Source organism: Glycomyces sp. YM15, from assembly GCF_016918015.1.
In the GTDB taxonomy this organism is placed as follows: Bacteria; Actinomycetota; Actinomycetes; order Mycobacteriales; family Micromonosporaceae; genus Glycomyces.
This window is the reverse complement of sequence record NZ_JAERMK010000001.1, coordinates 97412-120194: the sequence shown is the minus strand read 5'-3', so window position 1 is coordinate 120194 and position 22783 is coordinate 97412. Positions and strand designations below refer to the sequence as shown.

Annotated in this window: 14 protein-coding genes; 9 read left to right on the top strand and 5 right to left on the bottom strand. The window is 70.3% G+C overall.

Annotated elements, in window-relative coordinates:
• Positions 1 to 178 precede the first annotated feature (178 nt).
• Positions 179 to 1219, bottom strand: a complete 1041-nt coding sequence (locus tag JHY01_RS00515; RefSeq protein ID WP_205323637.1) for a hypothetical protein — start codon at positions 1217 to 1219, stop codon at positions 179 to 181.
• Positions 1220 to 1576: 357 nt separating this feature from the next.
• Between JHY01_RS00515 and gltB the strand changes: the two genes are divergently transcribed.
• The 6 genes from gltB to JHY01_RS00485 all read left to right on the top strand — a co-directional run bounded on the left by gltB (position 1577) and on the right by JHY01_RS00485 (position 13793).
• On the top strand, positions 1577 to 6088 hold the full coding sequence (gltB, locus tag JHY01_RS00510) for a glutamate synthase large subunit (RefSeq protein WP_205323636.1): 4512 nt from the start codon (positions 1577 to 1579) through the stop codon (positions 6086 to 6088).
• Positions 6081 to 7550, top strand: coding sequence for a glutamate synthase subunit beta (locus JHY01_RS00505; RefSeq protein ID WP_205323635.1), 1470 nt, complete (start codon positions 6081 to 6083; stop codon positions 7548 to 7550). Before gltB ends, JHY01_RS00505 begins: the two co-directional genes overlap by 8 nt.
• Positions 7551 to 7696: 146 nt before the next feature.
• Positions 7697 to 9106 carry a pyruvate kinase gene (gene pyk, locus JHY01_RS00500; RefSeq protein ID WP_205323634.1) on the top strand — a complete coding sequence of 470 codons (1410 nt, stop codon included), beginning with the start codon at positions 7697 to 7699 and terminating at the stop codon, positions 9104 to 9106.
• A 30-nt stretch (positions 9107 to 9136) separates the two neighbouring features.
• Positions 9137 to 10018, top strand: coding sequence for an acyl-CoA thioesterase II (locus JHY01_RS00495; protein WP_307814098.1), 882 nt, complete (start codon positions 9137 to 9139; stop codon positions 10016 to 10018).
• A 268-nt stretch (positions 10019 to 10286) separates the two neighbouring features.
• Positions 10287 to 12518 (top strand): acyltransferase family protein, encoded by a 2232-nt coding sequence (locus JHY01_RS00490; protein ID WP_205323632.1) that lies wholly within the window; start codon positions 10287 to 10289, stop codon positions 12516 to 12518.
• Positions 12519 to 12614: 96 nt separating this feature from the next.
• Entirely contained in the window at positions 12615 to 13793 is a 1179-nt protein-coding gene (locus tag JHY01_RS00485) for a sulfotransferase (RefSeq protein WP_205323631.1), read from the top strand.
• Between the two features lie 49 nt (positions 13794 to 13842).
• On the opposite strand, the gene JHY01_RS27155 is transcribed toward JHY01_RS00485, so the two are convergent.
• The gene (locus tag JHY01_RS27155) at positions 13843 to 14373 is read right to left on the bottom strand and encodes a GNAT family N-acetyltransferase (RefSeq protein ID WP_205323630.1); all 531 of its coding nucleotides are present in this window, start codon (positions 14371 to 14373) and stop codon (positions 13843 to 13845) included.
• An 82-nt stretch (positions 14374 to 14455) separates the two neighbouring features.
• On the opposite strand from JHY01_RS27155, the gene JHY01_RS27550 reads away from it, so the two are divergent.
• Together JHY01_RS27550 and JHY01_RS00470 are read left to right on the top strand one after the other, a co-directional pair.
• Entirely contained in the window at positions 14456 to 16093 is a 1638-nt protein-coding gene (locus JHY01_RS27550; protein WP_205323629.1) for a family 43 glycosylhydrolase, read from the top strand.
• Positions 16094 to 16167: 74 nt separating this feature from the next.
• Positions 16168 to 16395, top strand: a complete 228-nt coding sequence (locus tag JHY01_RS00470) for a CsbD family protein (protein ID WP_205323628.1) — start codon at positions 16168 to 16170, stop codon at positions 16393 to 16395.
• Positions 16396 to 16468: 73 nt separating this feature from the next.
• Here the strand turns inward: JHY01_RS00470 and JHY01_RS00465 are convergent, their stop codons facing one another.
• The 3 genes from JHY01_RS00465 to JHY01_RS00455 form a co-directional block, all read right to left on the bottom strand.
• The gene (locus tag JHY01_RS00465; protein ID WP_307814094.1) at positions 16469 to 17533 is read right to left on the bottom strand and encodes a LacI family DNA-binding transcriptional regulator; all 1065 of its coding nucleotides are present in this window, start codon (positions 17531 to 17533) and stop codon (positions 16469 to 16471) included.
• 100 nt (positions 17534 to 17633) lie between these two features.
• Positions 17634 to 20546: a glycoside hydrolase family 2 TIM barrel-domain containing protein gene (locus JHY01_RS00460; RefSeq protein WP_205323626.1), complete on the bottom strand. Its 2913-nt coding sequence runs from the start codon at positions 20544 to 20546 to the stop codon at positions 17634 to 17636.
• 385 nt (positions 20547 to 20931) lie between these two features.
• Positions 20932 to 21606 carry a hypothetical protein gene (locus tag JHY01_RS00455; protein ID WP_205323625.1) on the bottom strand — a complete coding sequence of 225 codons (675 nt, stop codon included), beginning with the start codon at positions 21604 to 21606 and terminating at the stop codon, positions 20932 to 20934.
• A 204-nt stretch (positions 21607 to 21810) separates the two neighbouring features.
• Here JHY01_RS00455 and JHY01_RS00450 point away from each other — a divergent pair, with 204 nt between their 5' ends.
• Positions 21811 to 22752 (top strand): DMT family transporter, encoded by a 942-nt coding sequence (locus JHY01_RS00450; protein WP_205323624.1) that lies wholly within the window; start codon positions 21811 to 21813, stop codon positions 22750 to 22752.
• Positions 22753 to 22783: the final 31 nt, after the last annotated feature.

Sequence of the window (22783 nt, the reverse complement as noted above, 5' to 3'; positions counted from 1 at the left end):
GGCGTTGTGGATGCGCTTGGGCTCCATCATATTGCTCCGGCGCGACGCGTTCGTCCCTCGTGTCTCCGCAAGCGTTCGAATCACCACTGTTCACGCTGTATGCGTGCGACAAATCGGTGCCGCGGCACCGAAAAAGGGCCGCCCCGGACGGGGCGGCCCTCAATGCTCGGTCTCGCGGCTACAGGGAGGTGTAGCAGTAGATCGCGGTGACCGGGTTGTCGCTGGTGTCGATGTCGATCGTGTCGGTCGACTTCTGGTTCAGCCAGGTGTACGAGTCGCCACCACTGCACTCGGAGGTGCGGTTGTAGATCTCGTCCTCGGTCATGACCGCGGGCGGGTCGACCAGCAGGACGTCGGTGACCTCGTAGTACGCGTCGGCCGCGCCGCAGTCGACGGTGTACCAGTCGTCGGCGTCGTTGAAGCACTGGCCGACGTCCGGGGTGCGCGGCGTCTGCCCGTTGGCGTCGGCCTTGTCGATCGCCTCCAGGCAGAAGGCGTAGTCGATGTAGTAGTCGCCGATCGTGTAGATGTAGTAGAAGTCCTTCCACAGCTGACCGGGGGTGCGGGCGAGGATCTCATCGCCGCACATCGTGGTGAACTCGGTGAAGTCCGGGACGTCGCCGAGGGCGTCGGTCTCGGTCTCGATCGAGTCGTCGACCGCGGTGATGGTCCAGAACGCGGTCGGGTCCGAGCAGTCCACGATGAGGCTATCGGTCGGGTCGTCGAGCGAGGAGTCGCTGGAGTCCCAGTCCTGGATCATGCAGTCGCCTTCGGCGGCGCTGGGCTTGAGCTTGTCGTCGTTGAGGTGGTCGAGCGCCTCTCCGGCGCTCTCGTCGTTGGCGAGCATCCGGACGACGACGACGATGCCGCCGATGAGGAGGACGGCGACCGCGGCGAGGACGCGCCAGAGGATGCCCTTGCCGGTCTCCTTGGCGAAGTTCCCGAAACCGCCGCCGCCACCGCCGCCGCCCGGCGGGATCGGGGGCGGGCCGTACGGGTTGCCCGGCTGCTGGGGCGGATAGCCGGGCTGCTGGGGAGCGCCGTAACCGGGCTGCTGGGGGGCGCCGTAAGTGGGCTGCTGCGGCGCGCCGTAACCGGGCTGGGGCGGCTGGCCGTAGGGCTGCTGCGGCGGCTGGGGGGCGTACCCGCCCTGCTGCGGCGGGTAACCCGGCTGCTGCTGCGGCTGCTGTCCGTAGCCAGGGGGCGGGGGATAGCTCATTGGTGCATTGCTCCTTGCGAACGTACTGTGGAGGGGTGTCCGTGCACGGGGGGTGGGCACCGTGCGAAATGTGGGTTCACTCTAACCACCGGGCGCCACCGGTTCGCGCCGACTGTCCCACAGGTGCCGATGCGTTACGCGGTCATTACGAAGCGATTGCGCGGTTTCCGTCGCACACGTGAGAAAAACCGCTCCACCTGCTCGGATCGTAGGACGATGGTGTCCATCAGATGAGCGATGCATTACACTCGTCTGACACTTTGCATTCTCTCGGGCCGACGTCGTCCCGTATGAAACACCGTAGTGCTCCGCGCCCCCACCTGCTGCTGGAGCCCTCGACGACGAAGGAGGCCACGGTTGCGTTCTGCCCTGAACTCAGAGCCCGGTCTTTACCGCCCCGCTTGGGAACACGACGCCTGCGGTGTCGCGTTCGTCGCGGACATGCAAGGCAGGGCGGCCCATAGCGTCATCGAGCACGGACTCTCCGCGCTCGTGCGCATGGAGCACCGCGGCGCCACCGCCCCCGACCCTGATTCGGGCGACGGCGCGGGCATCATGCTGCAGATCCCCGACGCCTACTACCGCGACGCGGTCGAATTCAGCCTGCCCGAAGCCGGGCACTACGCCGCCGGTCTGGTCTTCACTCCCGAAGACGACGACGCGACCGCGCGCGCCCGCGCGATCGTCGAGAAGTACGCCGTCGCGGAGGGCTGTACCGTCCTCGGCTGGCGCGACGTGCCCACCGACGCCTCCGGTCTCGGCGCCGCCGCCCTGGCCTCCAAGCCGCGCGTCTCCCAGGTCTTCCTCGCCGCCGAGGACGGCCTCGCCGCCGGACTCGAGCTCGACCGGCTCGCCTACGCCGTGCGCAAGCAGGCCGAGCGCGAACTGCGCGAACGTCACCTCGACGGCGCCGCGATCGTGGGCCTCTCGGCCCGCACGATCGTGTACAAGGGCATGCTCACGCCCGCGCAGGTGCCGCAGTTCTACCCCGAGCTGGCCGACCCGCGCCTCACGAGCGCCATCGCCCTCGTCCACTCGCGGTTCTCCACCAACACGTTCCCGTCCTGGCCGCTCGCCCACCCGTTCCGGATGGTCGCGCACAACGGCGAGATCAACACCATTCGCGGCAACCGCAACTGGATGACCGCCCGCCAGGCCGAGCTCGCCACCGAGGCCCTGCCCGGCCGCCTGCGCCGCCTCTTCCCGATCAACACCCCGGGCGGCTCGGACTCACTGAACTTCGACGAGGTCGTCGAGCTTCTGCACCTGGGCGGGCGCAGCCTGCCCCACGCGATGCTCATGATGATGCCGGAGGCCTGGGAGCACAACGCGACCATGGACCCCAAGCGCCGCGACTTCTACCGCTACCACGCCTCCATCATGGAGCCCTGGGACGGTCCCGCCGCGGTCTGCTTCACCGACGGCGTCCAGATCGGCGCGGTCCTCGACCGCAACGGCCTGCGCCCCGCCCGCTGGTGGCGCACCACCGACGACCTCGTCGTGCTCGCCTCCGAGTCCGGCGTCGTCGACATCGAGCCCTCCAAGGTCGCCCAGAAGGGCCGCCTCGAACCGGGCCGCATGTTCCTCGTCGACACCGGCGCCGGCCGCATCCTCGACGACGAAGAGGTGAAGGACGCCCTCGCCAAGGAGCACCCCTACGGCGACTGGCTCCACGCCGGGCTCATCCGCCTCGAAGAGCTCCCCGAGCGCGAGCACATCGCCTACGACCCCGAGTCCGTGCGCCGCCGCCAGTTCACCTTCGGCTACACCGACGAAGAACTCCGACTCATCCTGGCGCCGATGGCGTCCAAGGGCGAGGAACCGCTCGTCTCCATGGGCTCCGACACGCCCATCGCCGGCCTCTCCAAGCGGCCCAAGCTCCTGTTCGACTACTTCACCCAGCTGTTCGCGCAGGTCACCAACCCGCCGCTCGACGCCATCCGCGAGAAGCTCGTCACCGCGCTCGGCACCACCGTCGGCCCCGAGGGCAACCTGCTCGAGCCCGGCCCGCACTCGTGCCGCCAGATCGAGCTCGCGCGCCCCATCCTCACCGACGAGGAGCTCGCGAAGATCCTCCACATCGACGAGGACGGCGACATGCCCGGCTTCAAAGCCGTGCGCGTCTCCGGCGTCTACAAGGCCCGCCACGGCTCGCGGGGCCTCAAGGACCGCCTGGTCGAGATCTGCCGCCACGTCTCCGAGGCCATCGAGGACGGCGTGCGCATCCTCGTGCTCTCCGACCGCGACTCCACCGCCGACCTCGCGCCGATCCCGTCGCTCCTGCTCACCGCCGCCGTGCACCAGCACCTCGTGCGCGAGCAGACCCGCACCAAGGTCGCGCTCCTGGTCGAGACCGGCGACTGCCGCACCGTGCACCACGCGGCGGTCCTCCTCGGCTACGGCGCCGCCGCCATCAACCCGTACCTCGCCTTCGACTCCATCGAAGAGCTCTGCGACGAGGGCGTCATCGACCTCGACCCGGCCCAGGCCGTCGAGAACTACATCAAGGGCCTGTGCACCGGCGTGCTCAAGGTGATGTCGAAGATCGGCATCTCCACCGTCGCCTCCTACACCGGCGCGCAGATCTTCGAAGCCGTCGGCCTCGACGCCGACTTCGTCGACCGGTACTTCACCGGCACCGACTCCTCGATCGGCGGCATCGGCCTGCAGACCCTCGCCAAAGAGGTCGCCGAACGCCACCGCGCCGCCTACGAGCGCAAGATCGAGACGAGCGAGCCGCTGCCCCCGGGCGGCGACTTCCAGTGGCGCCGCGAAGGCGAAGTGCACCTGTTCAACCCCGAGACGGTGTTCCTGCTCCAGCACGCCACCCGCTCGGGCCAGTACGACGTGTTCAAGCGCTACACCGATAAGGTCAACGCCATCGCCGCCGACTCCGGTCTGCTGCGCGGCATGCTCGGCTTCGACGACACCCGCGAAGCGGTCCCGCTCGACGAAGTCGAGCCCGTCGAATCGATCGTCAAGCGCTTCCACACCGGCGCGATGTCCTATGGCGCGCTCTCCGCGGAGTCCCACGAGACCCTCGCGATCGCCATGAACCGCCTCGGCGGCCGCTCCAACTCCGGCGAGGGCGGCGAAGACGTCGACCGCCTCTACGACCCGCTGCGGCGCAGCGCCATCAAGCAGGTCGCCTCCGGCCGCTTCGGCGTCACCTCCGAGTACCTCGCCACCGCCGACGCCATCCAGATCAAGATGGCCCAAGGCGCCAAGCCCGGCGAGGGCGGCCAGCTGCCCGGCTACAAGGTCCACCCGTGGATCGCCGAGACCCGCAACGCCACACCCGGCGTGGGCCTCATCAGCCCGCCCCCGCACCACGACATCTACTCCATCGAGGACCTCGCCCAGCTCATCCACGACCTCAAGCACGCCGGTGGCGGCGACGCCGAGGTCCACGTGAAGCTCGTCTCGGAGACCGGCGTCGGCACCGTCGCCGCCGGCGTCTCCAAGGCCAAGGCCGACACGATCCTCATCTCCGGTTACGACGGCGGCACCGGCGCCTCCCCGTCCAACTCGATCAAGCACGCGGGCACCCCGTGGGAGATCGGGCTCGCCGAGGCCCAGCAGACCCTCATCCGCAACGGCCTGCGCGACCGCGTCAAGCTCGAAGTGGACGGCGCGATGAAGACCGGCCGCGACGTCGTCGTCGCCGCCCTCCTCGGCGCCGAAGGCTTCGGCTTCGCCACGGCCCCGCTCGTCGTCACCGGCTGCGTCATGATGCGCGTCTGCCACCTCGACACCTGCCCGGTCGGCGTCGCCACCCAGGACCCGCGCCTGCGCGAGCGCTACACCGGCAAACCGGAGTTCGTCGAGAACTTCTTCCGCTACATCGCCGAAGAGGTCCGCGAGCTCCTCGCCGAACTCGGCTACCGGTCCCTCGACGAGGCGATCGGCGCGGTCGAGCGCCTCAAGCAGGTCCCCGGACCCGGCCGCAAGGCCGCCCGCGTGGACCTCTCCAACGTCATCGCCGCCCCGGTCGAGGGCCCGCGCACGCAGGCCACCGTCCAGGACCACGGCGTCGAGGCCACCCTGGGCGCCCGCATCGTCGAACTCGCCCGCCCCGCCATCGAGCAGGGCGAGCAGGTCACCGCCGAACTCGAGATCCGCAACACCGACCGGTCCGTCGGCGCCCTCCTCGGGGCAGCGGTCTCCCGCGCCCACCGCGAGGGCCTCACCGAGGACGCCGTGAACCTCACGTTCCGCGGCACCGCCGGGCAGTCGTTCGGCGCGTTCCTCACCCGGGGCGCGAACTTCAAGCTCGTCGGCGACGCCAACGACTACGTCGGCAAGGGCCTCTCGGGCGGGCGCCTCGTGCTCACCCCCGACGCCGGAGCCCCGTTCAAGGCCGAGGAGAACGTCATCGCCGGCAACACGCTCCTGTACGGAGCGACCTCCGGCGAGGTCTTCATCCGCGGCAAGGTCGGCGAGCGCTTCGCCGTCCGCAACTCCGGCGCGGTCGCCGTCGTCGAAGGCGTGGGCGACCACGGCTGCGAGTACATGACCGGCGGCACCGTCGTCGTCCTCGGCTCGACCGGACGCAACTTCGCCGCGGGCATGTCCGGCGGCGTCGCCTACGTGTGGCGCCTCGACGAGTCCCGCACCAACACCGCGCTGGCGGACCTGGACCCGCTGTCGGCCTCCGACATCGACCTGGTCCACTCGCTGCTGCTGCGCCACGGCCGGGCCACCGGCTCGGCGGTCGCGGCCGACCTGCTGGCCGAGTGGCCGCGGGCCGCGAGCGGCTTCACGAAGGTCATCCCCCGCGAGTACAAGGCCGTCCTCGCCCGTCAAGCCATTGACACGATCACGACCCGCACGCTCGTCCTGACCGAGAAGGAGGCCGCCAATGCCTGATCCGAGCGGATTCCTCGAGCACGGCCGCGCGGTGCCGAAGAAGCGCCCCGTGCCGGTGCGCATCCTCGACAACCGCGAGGTCTACACCCGCACCTCCAAGGACCTCGTCACGGCGCAGGCCTCGCGCTGCATGGACTGCGGTATCCCGTTCTGCCACAACGGCTGCCCGCTGGGGAACCGGATTCCCGAGTGGAACGACCTGGCCCGCACGGGCCGGTGGGGCGCGGCGATCGAGCAGCTGCACGCGACGAACAACTTCCCGGAGTTCACCGGGCGGCTCTGCCCGGCCCCGTGCGAGGCGGCGTGCGTGCTGGGCATCGGGGACGACCCGGTGACCATCAAGAACATCGAGGTCGAGATCATCGACCGCGCGTTCGACGACGCGAACGTCCGGCCGCAGCCGGCCGAGCACTCCAGCGGCAAGTCCGTCGCGGTGGTCGGCTCGGGCCCGGCGGGCCTGGCGGCGGCCCAGCAGCTGGCCCGCGCGGGCCACGCGGTCACGGTCTACGAGCGCGACGACGCCCCCGGCGGCCTGCTGCGCTACGGCATCCCGGACTTCAAGCTGGAGAAGCACCAGATCGACCGGCGCATCGAGCAGATGGAAGCGGAGGGCGTCGAATTCGCCTGCGACACCAATGTGGGCGTCGACATCACCGCTGCCGACCTGCGCGAACGCCATGACGCGGTGATCCTGGCCGTGGGCGCGCTCGAAGGGCGCGAGACGGAGCAGCCGGGCCGCGAGCTCGCGGGCATCCACCAGGCGATGGAGCACCTCGTGGGCGCCAACCAGGTGGTCGCGGGCAAGGCCCCGTTCGCGCCGATCGACGCCAAGGGCAAGCACGTCGTCATCATCGGCGGCGGCGACACCGGCGCGGACTGCCTGGGCGTGGCCCACCGGCAGGGCGCGGCCTCGGTGCGCCAGCTCGACCTGTACCCGACGCCGCCGGAGACGCGCGACGCGGGCAAGGACCCGTGGCCGACCTGGCCGGTCATCGTGCGCAACTACCCGGCGCACGAGGAGGGCGGGGAGCGCAACTACGCGTCCGCGGCCGCCGAGTTCATCGGCGACGAGCACGGGCACGTGCGCCAGATGCGCTTCAGCGAGGTCCGGGTCGACAAGTCCCAGGGCCGCCGCGACATCATCCCGGTCGAGGGCACCGAACAGATCGTCCCGGCGGACCTCGTCCTGCTGGCGATCGGCTTCGCGGGCACCGAGGACCAGCCGCTGCTGCGGCAGTTCGGGATCGAGCGCTCCCGGCGCAACGTGATCGACTGCGGCGAGGACTGGCAGACGGACGCGCCCGGCGTGTTCGTCGCGGGCGACGCCCATCGCGGCGCCTCGCTCATCGTGTGGGCGATCGCCGAGGGCCGCGCCGCGGCCGCCGCGGCGCATCGTTTCCTCGGGGGCCAGACGGCGCTTCCGGCGCCGGTCGAATCGAACGCACAGGCGCTCATCGCGTAAGTGCAATAGGCGGAATTGAGCGCAGTGAATATCCACTAGCGCTCAATTCCGCCTACGTTTGTTTTGCATTCCCGCAGCGGTGAATTCCACCTCTCAACTGCGGAGACCCTGCGAGTGCGAGTAGGCGTCCGATATAAGCTCGCAGGGTGACTCGTAGAGCAAAAATCGTCTGCACCATCGGGCCTGCCACGGCCACGCCCGAGCGTATGGCCGGGCTGATCGACGCCGGCATGAACGTCGCCCGCATGAACTTCTCCCATGGCGCCCAGGCCGACCACGAGGCCGTCTATCAGATGGTCCGCGAGGCCGCCGACGCCGCCGGGAAGCCCGTAGCCATCCTGGCCGACATGCAGGGCCCCAAGATCCGCCTGGGCACCTTCGTCAACGGCACCGAGCAGTGGGACGCGGGCGACCGCATCAAGATCACCTCGGACGACATCGACGGCACCCACGACCGCGTGTCCTGCACCTACAAGAAGCTGCCGGCCGAGGTCTCCAAGGGCGACCGCCTCCTGGTGGACGACGGCAAGCTGGCCCTCGAGGTGCTCAGCGCCGACGACACCGACGTCGAGTGTCTCGTGGTCGAGGGCGGCCCGGTCTCGAACAACAAGGGCCTGTCGCTGCCGAACGTGAACATCTCCGTGCCGGCGCTGTCCGAGAAGGACATCTCCGACATGAAGTTCGCGCTGAACCTCGGCGTGGACCTCATCGCGATGTCGTTCGTGCGCACCCCCGATGACGTCCGCTTGGGCCACAAGGTGATGGACGAGGTCGGCGTGCGCCGCCCGATCATCGCGAAGGTCGAGAAGCCCGAGGCCGTCGCGCGCCTCGAGGAGATCGTCCTGGCCTTCGACGGCGTCATGGTCGCCCGCGGCGACCTGGGCGTCGAAATGCCCCTCGACGAGGTCCCGATCGTGCAGAAGGAGATCGTGAACCTCTGCCGCGAGAACGCGAAGCCCGTGATCGTCGCGACCCAGATGCTCGACTCGATGATCGAGAACGCCCGGCCCACCCGCGCCGAGGTCTCCGACGTCGCCAACGCCGTCCTGGACGGCACCGACGCCGTGATGCTCTCCGGTGAGACCTCGGTCGGCAAGTACCCGATCGGGACCGTGCGCACCATGGCCAAGATCGTGGAGACCACCGAGAACGGCCCGATCCCGCTGCGCGAACTGCTGCACGACCCGAAGACGAAGTCGGGCGCGGTGACCCACGCGGCCGCCGACATCGCCGACGCGATCGGTGCGAAGGCCCTCGTCGCGTTCACCCAGACCGGTGACACCGTGAAGCGCCTCGCCCGCCTCAAGCCGGACCGCCCGATCTACGGGCTCACCCCGATCGAGAGCGTCCGCAACCAGATGGCGCTGTCCTGGGGCACCGACTCCTACCTGGTCGAGCACGTGGACCACACCGACGCGATGTTCAAGCTGGTCGACAAGACCATGCAGGAGCACCACCTCGCGGAGCCGGGCGACCTCGTCGTCATCGTGGCCGGCACGCCGGCCGGGACCCCCGGCTCGACGAACACCGTCCGGGTCCACCAGATCGGCTCCTGACCGTTGCACAGCTCAGGGCGTGAAGTCCTCGTGGGCCAGGACGCCGTGGACTCGCTCCTCGGCGTCCTCGACCTGGAGGAGATCGACAAGGGCCTGTTCCGGGGTCCGCGGGCCGAGGTGGGCCTCCAGCGGGTCTTCGGCGGCCAGGTGGCCGGCCAGGCACTGGTCGCCGCCGGGCGCACCGTCCCTGGCGACCGGCGGGTGCACTCGCTGCACGGCTACTTCGTGCGCCCCGGCGACTCGACGAAGCCGATCGTCTACCAGGTCGAGCACATCCGCGACGGCCGCTCCTTCTCCGTGCGCCGTACGGTGGCGTTGCAGAACGGGCAGACGATCTTCTTCATGTCCGCCTCGTTCCACACCGGCGAGCGCGGCCTGGAGCACTCGGACCCGGCCCCGAACGGGCTGGCCCGACCCGAGGAGATCCCGCCACTGAGCGAGCAGCTCAAGGCCCACCCGGACCGGCTCGGCATCTGGTCGCGGGTACCGCGTCCGATCGACGTGCGCTATGCCGGGGGCGGCTCGGGCTTCTCGGCCTCGGGCGAGCGCCCGGCGCAGGAGCACCAGCGGGTGTGGATGAAGGCCGACGGCAGACTGCCCGACGACCCGCTCATCCACGTGTGCGTGCTCACGTACGCCTCCGATCTGACGCTGCTCGACTCGGTGCTGTCCCGCCACGGCGAGGTCTGGGGCCCCGGCGGCTACCTCGGGACGAGCCTCGACCACGCTCTGTGGTTCCACCGGCCGTTCCGTTTCGACGACTGGATCCTCTACGACTCGATGTCGCCGACCGCGGCCGACGGCCGCGGGCTGGCCCAGGGCCGGTTCTTCGACGCGGACGGGGTGCACCTCGCCTCGGCCACCCAGGAGGGCCTGCTCCGACGGACCCCCGAGCCCCCGGGCGTTCCCTAGGGCCTGTCCCAGGCGTACACCGAAACAGACGAGAACCCACGGCGAGGGCACCCCCGAACATCGGGGCGCCCTCGCCGCTCCGCGTGGCGTATCCACCCCGATACGCTGCGGCTGAGGGGTACATCACCGTTTTCGAGTGGGTGGATCCCAATCGGCGGTCAGTGTTAAGGTCGGCAATCGTCCCCGGCAAGACCCCGACCCCCAGTCAGCCCAGCCCTGCCCGGCTGGGAGTCCGATGCCCGGTGAACCGTTCGGAGACCGATCACTCATGCGTCTGACCAACGCAACAGAACCGGCGAAGACGTCCGCGGACGCCGCCGCCCGCATAGCAGAGCGGGATCCCGAGACCGTCCAGATCCAGCGGATCGGCCGGCGGGACCAGGAGAACCAGAACCCGACCAGTGCGCGCCCCAGCCACTGGCGGCCCGACATCGAAGGCCTCAGGGCCCTGGCCGTGGGCGTCGTCATCGCCGCCCACATCGGCTTCCCTTACATGGGCGGAGGATTCGTCGGCGTCGACGTCTTCTTCGTCATCTCAGGCTTTCTCATCACCTCGCTGCTCCTGCGCGAGATCGACACCACGGGAAGCGTGTCCATCGCCGGGTTCTACGCCCGCCGTGCCGTGCGGCTCCTTCCGGCCGCCGCCACGGTCCTGCTCGCGACGCTCGTCGCCTCCTGGATCTGGCTGCCCCGCACCCGCCTCGGCGAGATCTCGGCCGACGCGGCCACCGCCGCGCTCAACGTCATCAACATCCGCCTGGCGCTCGAGGGCACCGACTACCTCAACGCCACGGTCGATCCCTCACCGCTGCAGCACTTCTGGTCGCTCGCAGTCGAGGAGCAGTTCTACATCGTCTGGCCGCTCGTCCTGTTGGCCATCGCATTCCTCGGCGCCAAGCTCGGCAAGCCGGGCAAGTTCACCGCCGCCCGCCACCGCCACAGGGGACCGGGCCGCACCGCGGCCATCACGGCCTTCCTCGTCATCGCCGCCGGCGTCTCGTTCTGGATGAGCGCCAACTGGACTCAAAGCGACCCGACCTGGTCCTACTTCGGCATCCACACGCGCGCATGGGAACTCGCCGTCGGGGCGCTCATCGCCGTTGCCGCGGGAGGCATCCGCGCGCTCGCTCCCAAATGGGCCGCCGCGCTCGCCTCCTGGGCCGGGCTCGCGCTCATCACCGCCTCCGTGTTCGTTCTCGACGAGCGCACCGTCTTCCCCGGCATCGCAGCGCTCCTGCCCGTCGTCGGCACCGCGCTCGTCATCGCCGCCGGATGCGCGCCGCACCGCTTCGGCGCGACCATGCTCCTGGGCATCGGGCCCGCCCAGTTCATCGGCAAGATCTCGTACGGCCTCTACCTCTGGCACTGGCCGCTCATCATGATCGGCCCCGCCGTGTGGGGCCTCGACGAGGTGCGTGTGCGCCACCACCTCGTCCTCATGGGCGTCGCGTTCCTGCTCACGATCGCCACGTTCTACCTCGTCGAGAACCCGATCCGCACCCGCCGCCCGCTCGTCCAGGTGCCCTCCCGCGCGCTCGCCATGGGCGGCGGCCTCGTCGCCACCGCCCTCGCCGCCTCGCTGTTCATGGCCGCGCAGCCCATGCCGGAGCAGTCGAATGAAGAGGCCACCGAGATCACCGGCAACGACACCACCGTCTGGGAGCTGCTCGGCGAATCCTCCGACGTGAACACCGTCCCGGCCAATCTCACGCCCACTTTGGACGGCGCGGTCGAGGACGTGCCCGCTCTCAACGACGACGGCTGCCAGATCGACCGGGACGACCCGAACATCAACAAGGACTGCTGGTACGGCGACCCCGAGGGCGACAAGACCATCGTCCTCTACGGCGACTCCCATGCCGGCCAATGGTTCCCCGCCCTCAGGCAGACCGCCGAAGCCTCCGGCTGGCGACTGCTCGTGATGACCAAGGCGAACTGCTCCGTCGCCGACGTCCGCGAACACGACCCGAAGCTCGGCCGCGAGTACACCGAGTGCGTGGAGTGGAAGGACGACGTCATCGACTACCTCGGCGAAGTCGAACCCGACGTCGTCGTCGCGACTTCCTTCGACAAGAAGGACGTCATCGCCGACGACCCCGACCAGGCCTGGATCGACGGCTGGGTCGCGACCGTGGACCGGCTCCAGGAGGTGGCCGACGAGGTCTACTACATGGCCGACAACCCGGACATCGGCGAAGACGTGCCCGGCTGCCTGGCCGAGAACCCCCAGGACGCCAGCGTCTGCGTCGGCGACCTCGAGGACTCGGTCGTCGAACCCGAACGGCGGGAACAGCTCATCGACGCCGTCACCGACGCCGGCGCCAACGTCGTCGACTCGACCCCGTGGCTCTGCGACGTCGACCAGGGCACCTGCCCCGTCCTCGTCGGCAACCTCCTCATCTACCGCGACGGCAATCACCTGTCCGCGAGCTTCGTCGCCGAACTCGCCCCACAGATCGCCGCCGCGATCCCGCTCGAAGTGCAGCCGACCGAGCGGTAGGTCCAGGACACACCGCACCGCACTGAGGTGGGCCAGCATTCGGCTCTGAATGTAGGCTCACCTCAGTTTTCAAGCGGGACAAAAGGAGTGGTACGAATGGAACGCGTCTCGCCCTGGGTCAGAGCCGTCAATACCGTGCTCACCCCCGCCATCGCGGGACGCCGCAAGAAGATCGACCGCCTCCTCGACCGCGCCGTCCGCGAAGCCGAGCACCGCACCGGCTCCACCGCCCACGGCGAAGAGCGCTTCGTCGACGACATGCGCGTCCTCCTCGCCGGCTACGCCGACATCCAGGGCCTCACCCTCACCGGCTGGGTGGCCGTCCAGCAGGAGGTCACCGACCGCCTCGAGAACCGCCTCCGCACCCGCAAGCTCCACGCCCTCAACCCCGAGATCGCCGACGAGCCCATCAGCCGCCCCATCGTCGTCACCGGCGCCCCCCGCTCCGGCACCACCATGCTCCAGCGGCTCCTCGCCGTCCCCGACACCCACCGCTCCCCGCTCATGCACGAACTCATGCACGCCGACCTCGACACCGCGGTCCACCTGCGCCGCGCCGAACGCGCCACCGACTTCCTCGGCAAAGCCATCCCCACCTTCGGCGCCGTCTACGACATGCACCCGCAGAAGCCCGACGCGGACGTCTGGGTCCTCCCGCACGGCATCGGCCACCTCGTGCGCGCCCAACCCCCCGGCTACGTCCAGTGGATGCTGGAGCGCGACTACACCCCCGACTACCGCTACCTCAAGCAGACCCTCCAAGTGCTGCAGCACGGACGCCCGCGCCGCCGCTGGGTCCTCCGCGCCCCCGCCCACCTCTGGAACCTGGGAGCGCTCACCAAGACCTTCCCCGACGCCCAGATCCTGTGGACCCACCGCGACCCCGCCGCCGCCCTCGCCTCGCTCTGCTCGATGACCGAGACCGCCACCGCCATGAACACCGGCGAGATCGACCCCCACGAGATCGGCCGGACCTGGCTGGGACTCTTCGCGACCGGTTTCGACCGCGCCCGCGCCGCCCGCGCCCGCATGCCCGCCTACGCCGTCGTCGACGTGCCCTACCGCGACCTCACCGACCGCGCCCGCGAGCGCATGCCGCAGCTCTTCGACCACCTCGGCGCGCCATGGGGGCGGACGGAAGCGGACGCCCTCGACGCGACGCTGGCGAACCGGCCGACCACGCACCGGTACGACCTGACCCGGTACGGCCTCAGCGAGGGCGAGGTCGACGGGGCGCTCGCCGATTACAGGCGGGCGTTCGGGGCGCTGCTCTAGCCCCAATGCGGTTCGGTCGGGGCAGTGGTCGGGCCGAACGGCATTGCCTCTAGAGCTCGAGGCGGAAGCCCCACAGGAGCACGTCGGGGATCGGCGACCAGTCGAGGTCGGGCGCCCGCTCGAACCCGAGGCGGGTGTAGATGCGGTGCGCGTTCGCGAGGTCCTGCAGCGCGCAGAGGACGACCGACTTCGTCCCGGTATCGGCGCGGGACCGTTCGACGCACGCGGCCGCGAGCGCCGCACCGACGCCGCGGCCCTGGGCGGCGGGATCGACGGCGAGCATCCTGATCTCGGCTTCGCCCGTCCCGGCCAGCTGCGCCATGGGACTGCCGTGGAAGGCGAGCGTGACGCCGCCGAGCAGCGCGTGGCCGCCGTCCTCGCCGGGGTGCTCGTCGACGGCGACGAGCACGGTCGACGAGGCCGCCCGGAGCGCGACATCGCGCAGGTTCGGCGTGTAGGGGTCGTCGAGGCCCTTGAGCAGCAGCCCGCCTTCGAGGTAGGAGCGGACCGAGACGTCGCCGAGCGCGGCGTGCTCAGCCGGGGAGACGGGGCGGATCTGGAAGTCGCGGGAAGGAATCACCACAAGATTCTGCCTCGCGGGACCGACGATTCCATGGGATAGCGCTTGCAAACTCTGGCGCGGACCGGTTGAATCGAATCCCGTGAACGATGTGATCCGCAACCCCGTCCTGCCGGGCTTCCACCCCGATCCCTCGATCGTCCGAGTCGGGGAGGACTACTACCTGGCGACCTCGACGTTCGAATGGTGTCCGGGCATCCGCCTGCACCATTCGAGGGACCTGCGGCACTGGCGGCCGCTCGGCGGGATCGCGGACTCGCCGAGGCTGCTCGACCTCACCGGCGTCCCCGATTCCGGCGGCGTCTGGGCGCCCGACCTCACTTATGCGAACGGCCGGTTCCACCTGGTCTTCTCGGTCCTCGACAACTACGCCTACGGCTACAAGGACTGCGCCAACTACCTGATCACCGCCGAGTCGATCGACGGTCGGTGGAGCGACCCGATCCGCTTGCCGGGACGCGGCTTCGACGCCGCCCTGTTCCACGAAGACGACGGCTCCACCTGGCTCCTCAACATGATCACGGGATTCAAGGGCGTCGAGATCCAGCGGCTCGAAGACGGCAAGGCCATCGGGGAGCCGACGCTGCTCCTCGCATCGAGCCCGGCCGGCATCACCGAGGGCCCGCACCTGTACAAGGCCGACGGCTGGTACTACCTGCTCTGCGCCGAGGGCGGAACCGGCTTCAACCACGGCGCGATCGTCGCCCGCTCCCGGAACCTCCTCGGCCCCTACGAGCTCGATCCGAACGGCCCGCTGCTCACCACCCGCGACAAGCTCGACCTGCCGCTGCAGAAGGCCGGGCACGGGTGCTTCGTCGCCACCCAGGCGGGGGAGTGGTACATGACGTACCTGACCTCGCGGCCCTACACGGAGGTCGAGGACGGCCTCCCCGAGAGCGCCCGCGACCGCGACGCCACCGGCCGCTGCGTCCTCGGCCGCGAGACCGCGATCGCCGCCGTCTCCTGGGCCGACGGCTGGCCTCGGATCGACGGCGCCGCACCGGCGTTGGAAGTCCCCGCCCCGGCCCTGGAGCCGCATCCCTGGCCGGAGGCGCCCGCCCGCGACGACTTCGACGGCCCGCGTCTCGACCCCCGCTGGAACACGCTGCGCCGCCACGCGGACCCGGCCTGGCTCAGCCTCACCGCGCGCCCCTCGCACCTGCGCATCACCGGCGGCCAGTCCCCGCACGGCAGGCGCACGCCCAGCCTCGTCGCGCAGCGCGTCACCGCCAAGCACGGCGTCTTCGAAGCGGGCCTCGCGTTCGACCCGCAGACCGGCGACCAGACGGCCGGGATCACCGCCTACTACAACAGCTTCAACTGGTACTGCCTGCAGGTCGGCCTGGAACAGGGGCGGCGCACGCTCACCCTCGTCGGCTCCGACCGCGGCCGCCGCACGTTCGAGACCATCGCCGAAGTCGGCCCGGACCTCGACCTGCGCATCGTCTTCGACGGCCCGGTCCTGCGATTCGCCTACCGCGACCATGGCTCCGGCGGGCCCGGGACCTGGACGGAGCCGCCGGTGGAGCGCGACGCGACGATCCTCTCCGACGAGCACGCCACCTGGGTCGAACCCGGTCTGCTGCACGCTTTCGGCTTCACCGGCGCGTTCGTCGGCCTCTGGGTCCAGGACCTCGCGGCCGAAGGCGGCTTCGCCGATTTCGACCATGCCGCCTACCACCCCGCCTCCGAGCCCGAGTCCGACGCGTCCCGTCCCTGACCTGCCGAAGTGTGCCCGGACGCTGAGCGGGTACACCCCCCGTGCAATCACCGTTCGAGAAGGGACGGCAAGCCATGGGTGGAATCGACAAGGCGAAGGACAAGACCGAGCAGCTCATCGGTCGCGCCAAGGAGAAGGTCGGCGATGCGACCGACAACGAGCGCCTCGCGAACGAGGGGCGGGCACAGGAGCTGAAGGGCAAGGCGAAGGAGGAGTGGCACGACCTTCAGGAGAAGGGCGACGAGAAGCTCCACCGAGCCAAGGAACGCCTCACCGGCGACGAGGACGAGGACCGTCGCTGACCGGGGTCCCGATCGGCACCGCGAACCAACGGGGCCGGGCCGCTCACAGCGGCCCGGCCCCGAAACGTCTGCGTCAGGCGCGGCGCGGCGGCGGGGCGACCGACTCGCGCACCACGATGTGGGTGCCGAGGACGACCTGGTCGGGGGCCGACGCCTCCCGGCGCAGCCCCAGCCGCACCGCCTCGCGGCCCAGCTCCTCATGCGGCACGTGCACGGTGGTGAGCGCCGGGGTGAGGTCCGAGGCCAGCGGGATGTCGTCGAAGCCGACCACCGACATGTCCTTCGGGACGTCGATGCCGGCCTCGCGCAGGGCCTTGAGCACGCCCGCGGCGACCATGTCGGTGGCGCTGAAGACCGCCGTCACGTCGTCGCGCTTCGACAGGAGTTCGCGGGTCATCTCGAAACCGCTCTGCTTGGAGAACTCGCCGGGGATCAGCAGGGACTCGTCGACCTCGATGCCGTAGTCGGCGTGCGCGCGCCGGAAACCCCGCAGGCGTTCGTCCGTAGTGGAGTGTCCGATGCCCGTGCCCATGTAGGTGATGGTGCGGTGCCCGGCCGAGAGCAGGTGCGAGGTCATGGCGTACGCGCCGCCCTCGTTGTCGTAGTGCACCACCGTCGCCGGAACGTCCTCGCCCAGCGAGGGCCGCCCGCACAGCACCAGCCGCGACCCCGAGCGGTCCAGCGCCGACGCGAAGTAGCGCATCCGCTCGTTGTACTTCCCGTCGTCCCAGGCCCCGCCGACGACGATCACGGCCTCCGCGTGCTGCTCGCGCATGAGCTCCACGACCGCCAGCTCCCGCTCCGGGTCGCCGTGGGTGGTGCAGAGCAGGCACAGCCGCCCTTCAGAGGCGGCCTGCTGCTCGACCCCGCGCGCGATGTACGCGTAGAACGGTCCGGTCACGTCGTCGACCACGAACGCCACGGTCTTCGTGGTCGCCCCGGCCAGCGCGCGGGCGTGGGCGTTGACCACGTAGTCGAGTTCGCGCATGGCGCGCAGCACCTTGGCGCGGGTCGCGGGCGCGACCGGGTAGTTCCCGGCGAGGACCCGCGAGACCGTCGGCACCGATACGCCGGCGCGGGCGGCCACGTCCCTGATCGTGGGGCGCTTGCCCGTCTCGGTATTCGACTTCTTGGTCACTGGGGGCCTTCTCTCACCGGTCTCTCGGGGATGCGACGGGTCCGCACCCGGGGCGTGCACGCTCGCAGATTCCATTGTGCGCGAACCCGTCGCATCGGTGTTACTCGGTCACCTCGAAGCCGAGCGTGAACGCCGTGGCCTCGGGGAGCAGCCGGTGCTGGGGCAGGACCCCGGGGCCGCACGCGGCCGAGCCCATGCCCTGCAGGCCGGCGTCGAGGTTGAGGTGGACGCGGTCGCCTGCGACCAGATCGTAGGTGTGGTTCGCCGCTTCGAGCTGCTCGCTGGTCCACGGGCGCGCGGTGAACGCGAACTCGGGCGCGCCGAAGACCTTGAGCGACTTGCCGCCGCCGGTGAGGCTGGCCCAGCGCACGTCGATGCGCGAGCCGTTCTCCTGCGGGAACACGTACGGGGTCTGCATCCCGGCCACGGTCGACTGGAAACGGCCGACGCGGGCGGCCGCGCGGGTGTCGGCGTAGGCCTCGCCGGGGCCGCCGCCGAACCATTCGACCTGGTCGAGCGCCTTCGGGACCGAGGCGCGCACGCCCAGGCGCGGCAGCGGGAAGTCCCACTCGCCCTCCGGGTTCACCTCGACGGTGAGCCACAGGCGGGCGCCGTCGAGCCGCCACCGGTAGACGGCGCCCATGGCGATCTCGGCGCCACCGGCGCCGACGCGGGTCGACACCGTGAGGCAGTCCGCAGTGGATTCGATGCCGAGGACCTTGTGCTCCAGGCGGTCGAGGCCCGCGTTGCGGTCTTTCCACTTGGGCGCCAGCTGGGAGGCCCAGCCGAGCAGGTCGTTGTCGACCGGGGCGCGCCACAGGTCGAGGCGGGGGCCTTCGATCTCGAGGCCGCCGATGGCGGTGAGGCGCCCGAGGGCGTCGAACGCGGCGTTCCCGAGGCGGTAGCCGTCGCCTTCGGCGACGGGCGCGGTGTCGCCGCTGGGGGCGGGCGTACTGGCGGTGCCCAGTCGCGCTTGGCCCCAGGCGATCTCGTGCCCGGCTTCGGCCCACGGCTCGTCCTTGGCGAGGACGGCGCGGACGGTGAGCCAGCGTTCGCCGTCGGGCCGCGCGAGCGCGGCGACGGCGGCGGGGAACGCGATGACCGCGGATTCGCCTGCGGCGATGCCGCGGACTTCGAGTTCGCCTTCGGCCACGGACTGGCCCTCGTCCTCGACGGCCCAGGTGAACGCGAGGTCGCCGGTGTCGGCGAAGTCGCGGAGGTTCGTCACGCCGATGGCGCGGGAGCCGGGCTGGACGGTGATGCGGACGGGCTCGATGACCTTCTTGAACTCGACGAGGCCGGGGGAGGGCTCGCGGTTCGGGAAGACCAGGCCGTCGATGACGAAGTTGCCGTCGTGGAGGGGCTCGTCGAAGTCGCCGCCGTAGGCGAACCATTCGCGGCCGTCCTCGGTGCGGCGGCACACGCCGTGGTCGATCCACTCCCAGATGAACCCGCCCTGGCAGCGTTCGTACTGCTCGAACAGGCGCTGGTATTCGGTGAGCCCGCCGGGGCCGTTGCCCATGGCGTGGGCGTACTCGCACAGGACGAACGGGATGTTGCGGCGGTGCTCGTCGAGCGCCGGGTCCTTGGTGCGGCCTTCGGCCTGCTGGCCGATGAGGTCGGTCTCGGCGGTGTCGGCGTACATGCGGCTGTACATGTCGACGTAGCCGGAGTCCCAGTCGCCTTCGTAGTGGATGGGGCGGCCGGGGTCGCGCTGCTTGGCCCACTGGGACATGGCGGCGAGGTTGTCGCCGGTGTGGCTCTCGTTGCCGAGGGACCAGATGATGACCGAGGCGTGGTTCTTGTCGCGTTCGACCATGCGGGCCATGCGGTCGAGGTAGGCGTCCCTCCACATGGGCTCGCCGCTGGGGTTCTGCCGCCATTCGTGGTGGACGAAGCCGTGGGTCTCGAGGTCGCATTCGTCGATGACCCAGACGCCGATCTCGTCGCAGAGGTCGAGGAAGCGGCGGTCCGGCGGGTAGTGGCTGGTGCGGACGGCGTTGACGTTGTGCCGCTTCATGATCTCGAGGTCGCGGCGCATGGTCTCGACGGAGAGGGTGCGGCCGGTGTCGGGGTCCCATTCGTGGCGGTTGACGCCGCGCAGCAGGATGCGCCTGCCGTTGACCTTGAGGAGGCCGTCCTCGATCGTGACGGTGCGGAAGCCGATGCGGAGGTTCACGCGCTCGGTCGCGGTCGCGACGACGGCGTCGTAGAGGCGCGGTGTCTCGGCCGTCCACGGTTCGACCGGGACGCTGGCGGTCTCGCCCGCGGCGACGTCGATGCCGAGTTCAGGGACGGTGACCCGGGCGCCCGCGGCGGTCTCGACGCGGAGGCTGCCGAGGCCGGTGGCGTGGTCGTAGTCGGCGTGCGCGAAGACGTCCTCGATGCCGTTCTCGGGGCGGTGGACGAGGGCCACGGGGCGGAAGATCCCCGAGAGCCACCACATGTCCTGATCCTCCAGGTAGGACGCGGCGGACCACTGGTGGACGCGGACGGCGACCGTGTTCTCGCCCGCCGAAAGGTGCTCGGTGGCGTCGAATTCGGTGGGGAGGCGGCTGCCCTTGCCGTCGCCGAGGAGGACGCCGTTGACCCACACGGCGAACGCGGAGTCGACGCCTTCGAAGCGGAGGACGGTGCGGCCGGTGGCGGGCCAGTCGGCGGGGAGGGTGAAGGTGCGGCGGTACTCGCCGGTGGGGTTGGCGTCGGGGACCCGGGGCGGGTCGACGGGGAAGGGGTAGTACGTGTTGGTGTATTGCGGCTTGCCGTAGGGGGCGTCGCCGTCGAGGTCGTGCATCTGCCACATCGACGGGACGGCGAGGGTGGCCCAGGATTCGGTGTCGAAGCCGGGGTTCTCGAAGCCCTCGGTGGTGTCGTGGAGGCCGGCGGCCAGGTTGAAGCGCCACTCGCCGTCGAGGCTGAGCGCGGCGGCGTCGGAGGCCATCGCCGCCCGCGGATCGCGCCGCCCGCTACCAGGGCTGACGCTCTCCACGTAGGTGAAATCGGTTCGGCTCATCGCCAGGTTCCCTTTCCAGTCTGCGATCCGCCCGGCCGGCACAGGGCCGGCCGGGCTGTCAGCCCGCGACCGCCGAGCTGCCGCGCTGTAAGCGCGGCCGCCTCGTCTCGGTTCGGCGATGCGGGCTCGCTCATTGTCCGCCATGCGGCGGACGCTTCTACCGCGCCGGGTCCCGCCGTCTCGAATGGCAGGCCGACCGGATAGATACCGGTTTCTATCATAGGGGTGGCGATTGAGGTGTCAATACCCGGGAGACGCTCATGTTCTAGGAGTGAAAACTGCGTGTCGGACCCCCGGAGTATTTCCTGTGCTCCGCCAATGCGCGGCTCGCAAGCTTCGCCGAGACCGGGTCCCGTGGGAGGGCGATACCATCACTCGTCGTGCTTCAACCCTGTCCAACGGGCTTCAGCATCGGGGCGAACACCACCGTGTCCTCCGGATAGCGCTCCGCCGCGAACGCCTCCAGCTCCGGCGTCACCAGGAGCGTGTCGATCATCGCGACCCCGTTCTGGTCATCGGCCCAGCCGCCGTTCACATAGCGCGGGAACTCCGCGATGATCTCGTCCGCGATCGCCTGCAGCTCTGCGGCGCTCAGGTCCTCGGCCGGGTCGCCGATCTCCGGCTCCTGGTACTGGAGCTCGGGATAGTCCGCCATGTCGATCTCCTCCGTCGGCACCGGGTCCTCCGTGAGCACGAACGCCTTCCCGTCGAACGTCCCGGTCACCAGGTACGAGCCCCACCGGACCCCCTGTGCCTCCTCATGCTCGACCGCGTCCCAGTCCCAGCCCGACACCGGCAGGCCCCCGCATTGCGGCGGATACGACTCCGCCACCGCGCCGCACAGCTCCGCCGCGTCCCGCTCGACGCCCTGCAGCACCGTCAGCGCCCCCTGGTAGACCACCGCATCCGAAGGCGTCGGATCGCCCGACTGCCGCGTATCGTCGGCGGCCGAATCCGCCCCGCCGTCGCCCGCCCCGCCGTCGCCCGAACCCTGCCCGCACGCCGCGAGCGCCAGCAGCGCCACGACCGGGATGAACCGTTGCATCATCTTGTGTCCCATCATGTCCCTTCGACGCCGCGCACCCCGATCGGGTTCCCGCCTCCCCGGCGATGTACACGGTCCATCGATGAACACAGTCGAATAACGGATAACCGAAACCGCCCCTCGATGCTAGGTTTGGCCCGGCGCCACCAGCGCCCCCCGGCCGGAGCCGCCCGCCCACCCAAGGCGCTCCGGCAGCGCCATCCTGAGGAGCCGCCGCCCATGAGCGACAAGTTCAATCCCCGTGCCGCCATCGCCATCGGCATCACCGTCCTGTGCTGGGCCTCGGCCTTCGTGTCCATCCGCGACGCCGGCCGCCACCTCGACCCCGGACCGCTCACACTCGGCCGGGCCGGCGTCGCCGCCGTCGTCCTCCTCGCCTTCTGGGCCCTCCGCCGTGAAGGCCTGCCCAAGCGCGCCGCCTGGCCCGGCATCCTCACCGCCGGCATCCTCTGGTTCGGCCTCTACATGATCGCCCTCAACTGGGGCGAGCAGCTCGTCGACGCCGGCACCGCCGCGCTCATCGTCAACATCGGACCGATCCTCATCGCCCTCCTCGGCGGGTGGATCCTCAAGGAGGGCTTCCCTCCCCGCCTCTTCCTCGGTATCGCGGTCTCCTTCGCGGGCGTCGCCGTGGTCAGCCTCTCCATGTCGCGCGACGGCGCCTCGTCGGTCATCGGCGTCCTGCTCTGCCTGGTCTCGGCCGTCACCTACGCCATCAGCGTCGTGGTCCAGAAGCCGACACTCAAGCACTGCTCCTCGCTCCAGTTCACCGCGTTCGGCAACGCCATCGCCGCGGTGCTCTGCCTGCCGTTCGCCCCGCTCCTGTTCTCCGAGTTGGAGTCCGCCCCGGCCTCCGCGACGCTCCACGTCCTCTACCTGGGCCTCTTCCCGACCGCGCTGGCGTTCCTGACCTGGGGATACGCGCTGCGCTTCACCACCGCGGGGAAGCTCGGCGCGACGACGTACGTGGTGCCCGCGATCGTGGTCGGCCTGTCCTGGCTGTTCCTGGACGAGGTCCCGACCTGGCTGACCCTCGCGGGCGGCGCGTTGGCGCTGGTCGGCGTGGGGATCTCCCGCTCGCGCGGTCGCGCGAGGTCGGATGCGGCCCCGAGACCGCCGGTGGAGGCCACGGATGCCGCGGCCCCGGCGGCGAAACCCTAAGCCCGCCAAGCGCTCCGCGAGCCGCTCGAGG

Excerpts from the sequence above, each read along its gene's own strand:
- JHY01_RS00450 (WP_205323624.1), top strand. The coding sequence starts at position 21,811 with ATGAGCGACAAGTTCAATCCCCGTGCCGCCATCGCCATCGGCATCACC.
- JHY01_RS00490 (WP_205323632.1), top strand. The coding sequence starts at position 10,287 with ATGCGTCTGACCAACGCAACAGAACCGGCGAAGACGTCCGCGGACGCC.
- JHY01_RS00485 (WP_205323631.1), top strand. The coding sequence starts at position 12,615 with ATGGAACGCGTCTCGCCCTGGGTCAGAGCCGTCAATACCGTGCTCACC.
- JHY01_RS00515 (WP_205323637.1), bottom strand. The coding sequence starts at position 1,219 with ATGAGCTATCCCCCGCCCCCTGGCTACGGACAGCAGCCGCAGCAGCAG.
- JHY01_RS00505 (WP_205323635.1), top strand. The coding sequence starts at position 6,081 with ATGCCTGATCCGAGCGGATTCCTCGAGCACGGCCGCGCGGTGCCGAAG.
- JHY01_RS00455 (WP_205323625.1), bottom strand. The coding sequence starts at position 21,606 with ATGGGACACAAGATGATGCAACGGTTCATCCCGGTCGTGGCGCTGCTG.
- JHY01_RS00460 (WP_205323626.1), bottom strand. The coding sequence starts at position 20,546 with ATGAGCCGAACCGATTTCACCTACGTGGAGAGCGTCAGCCCTGGTAGC.
- JHY01_RS00470 (WP_205323628.1), top strand. The coding sequence starts at position 16,168 with ATGGGTGGAATCGACAAGGCGAAGGACAAGACCGAGCAGCTCATCGGT.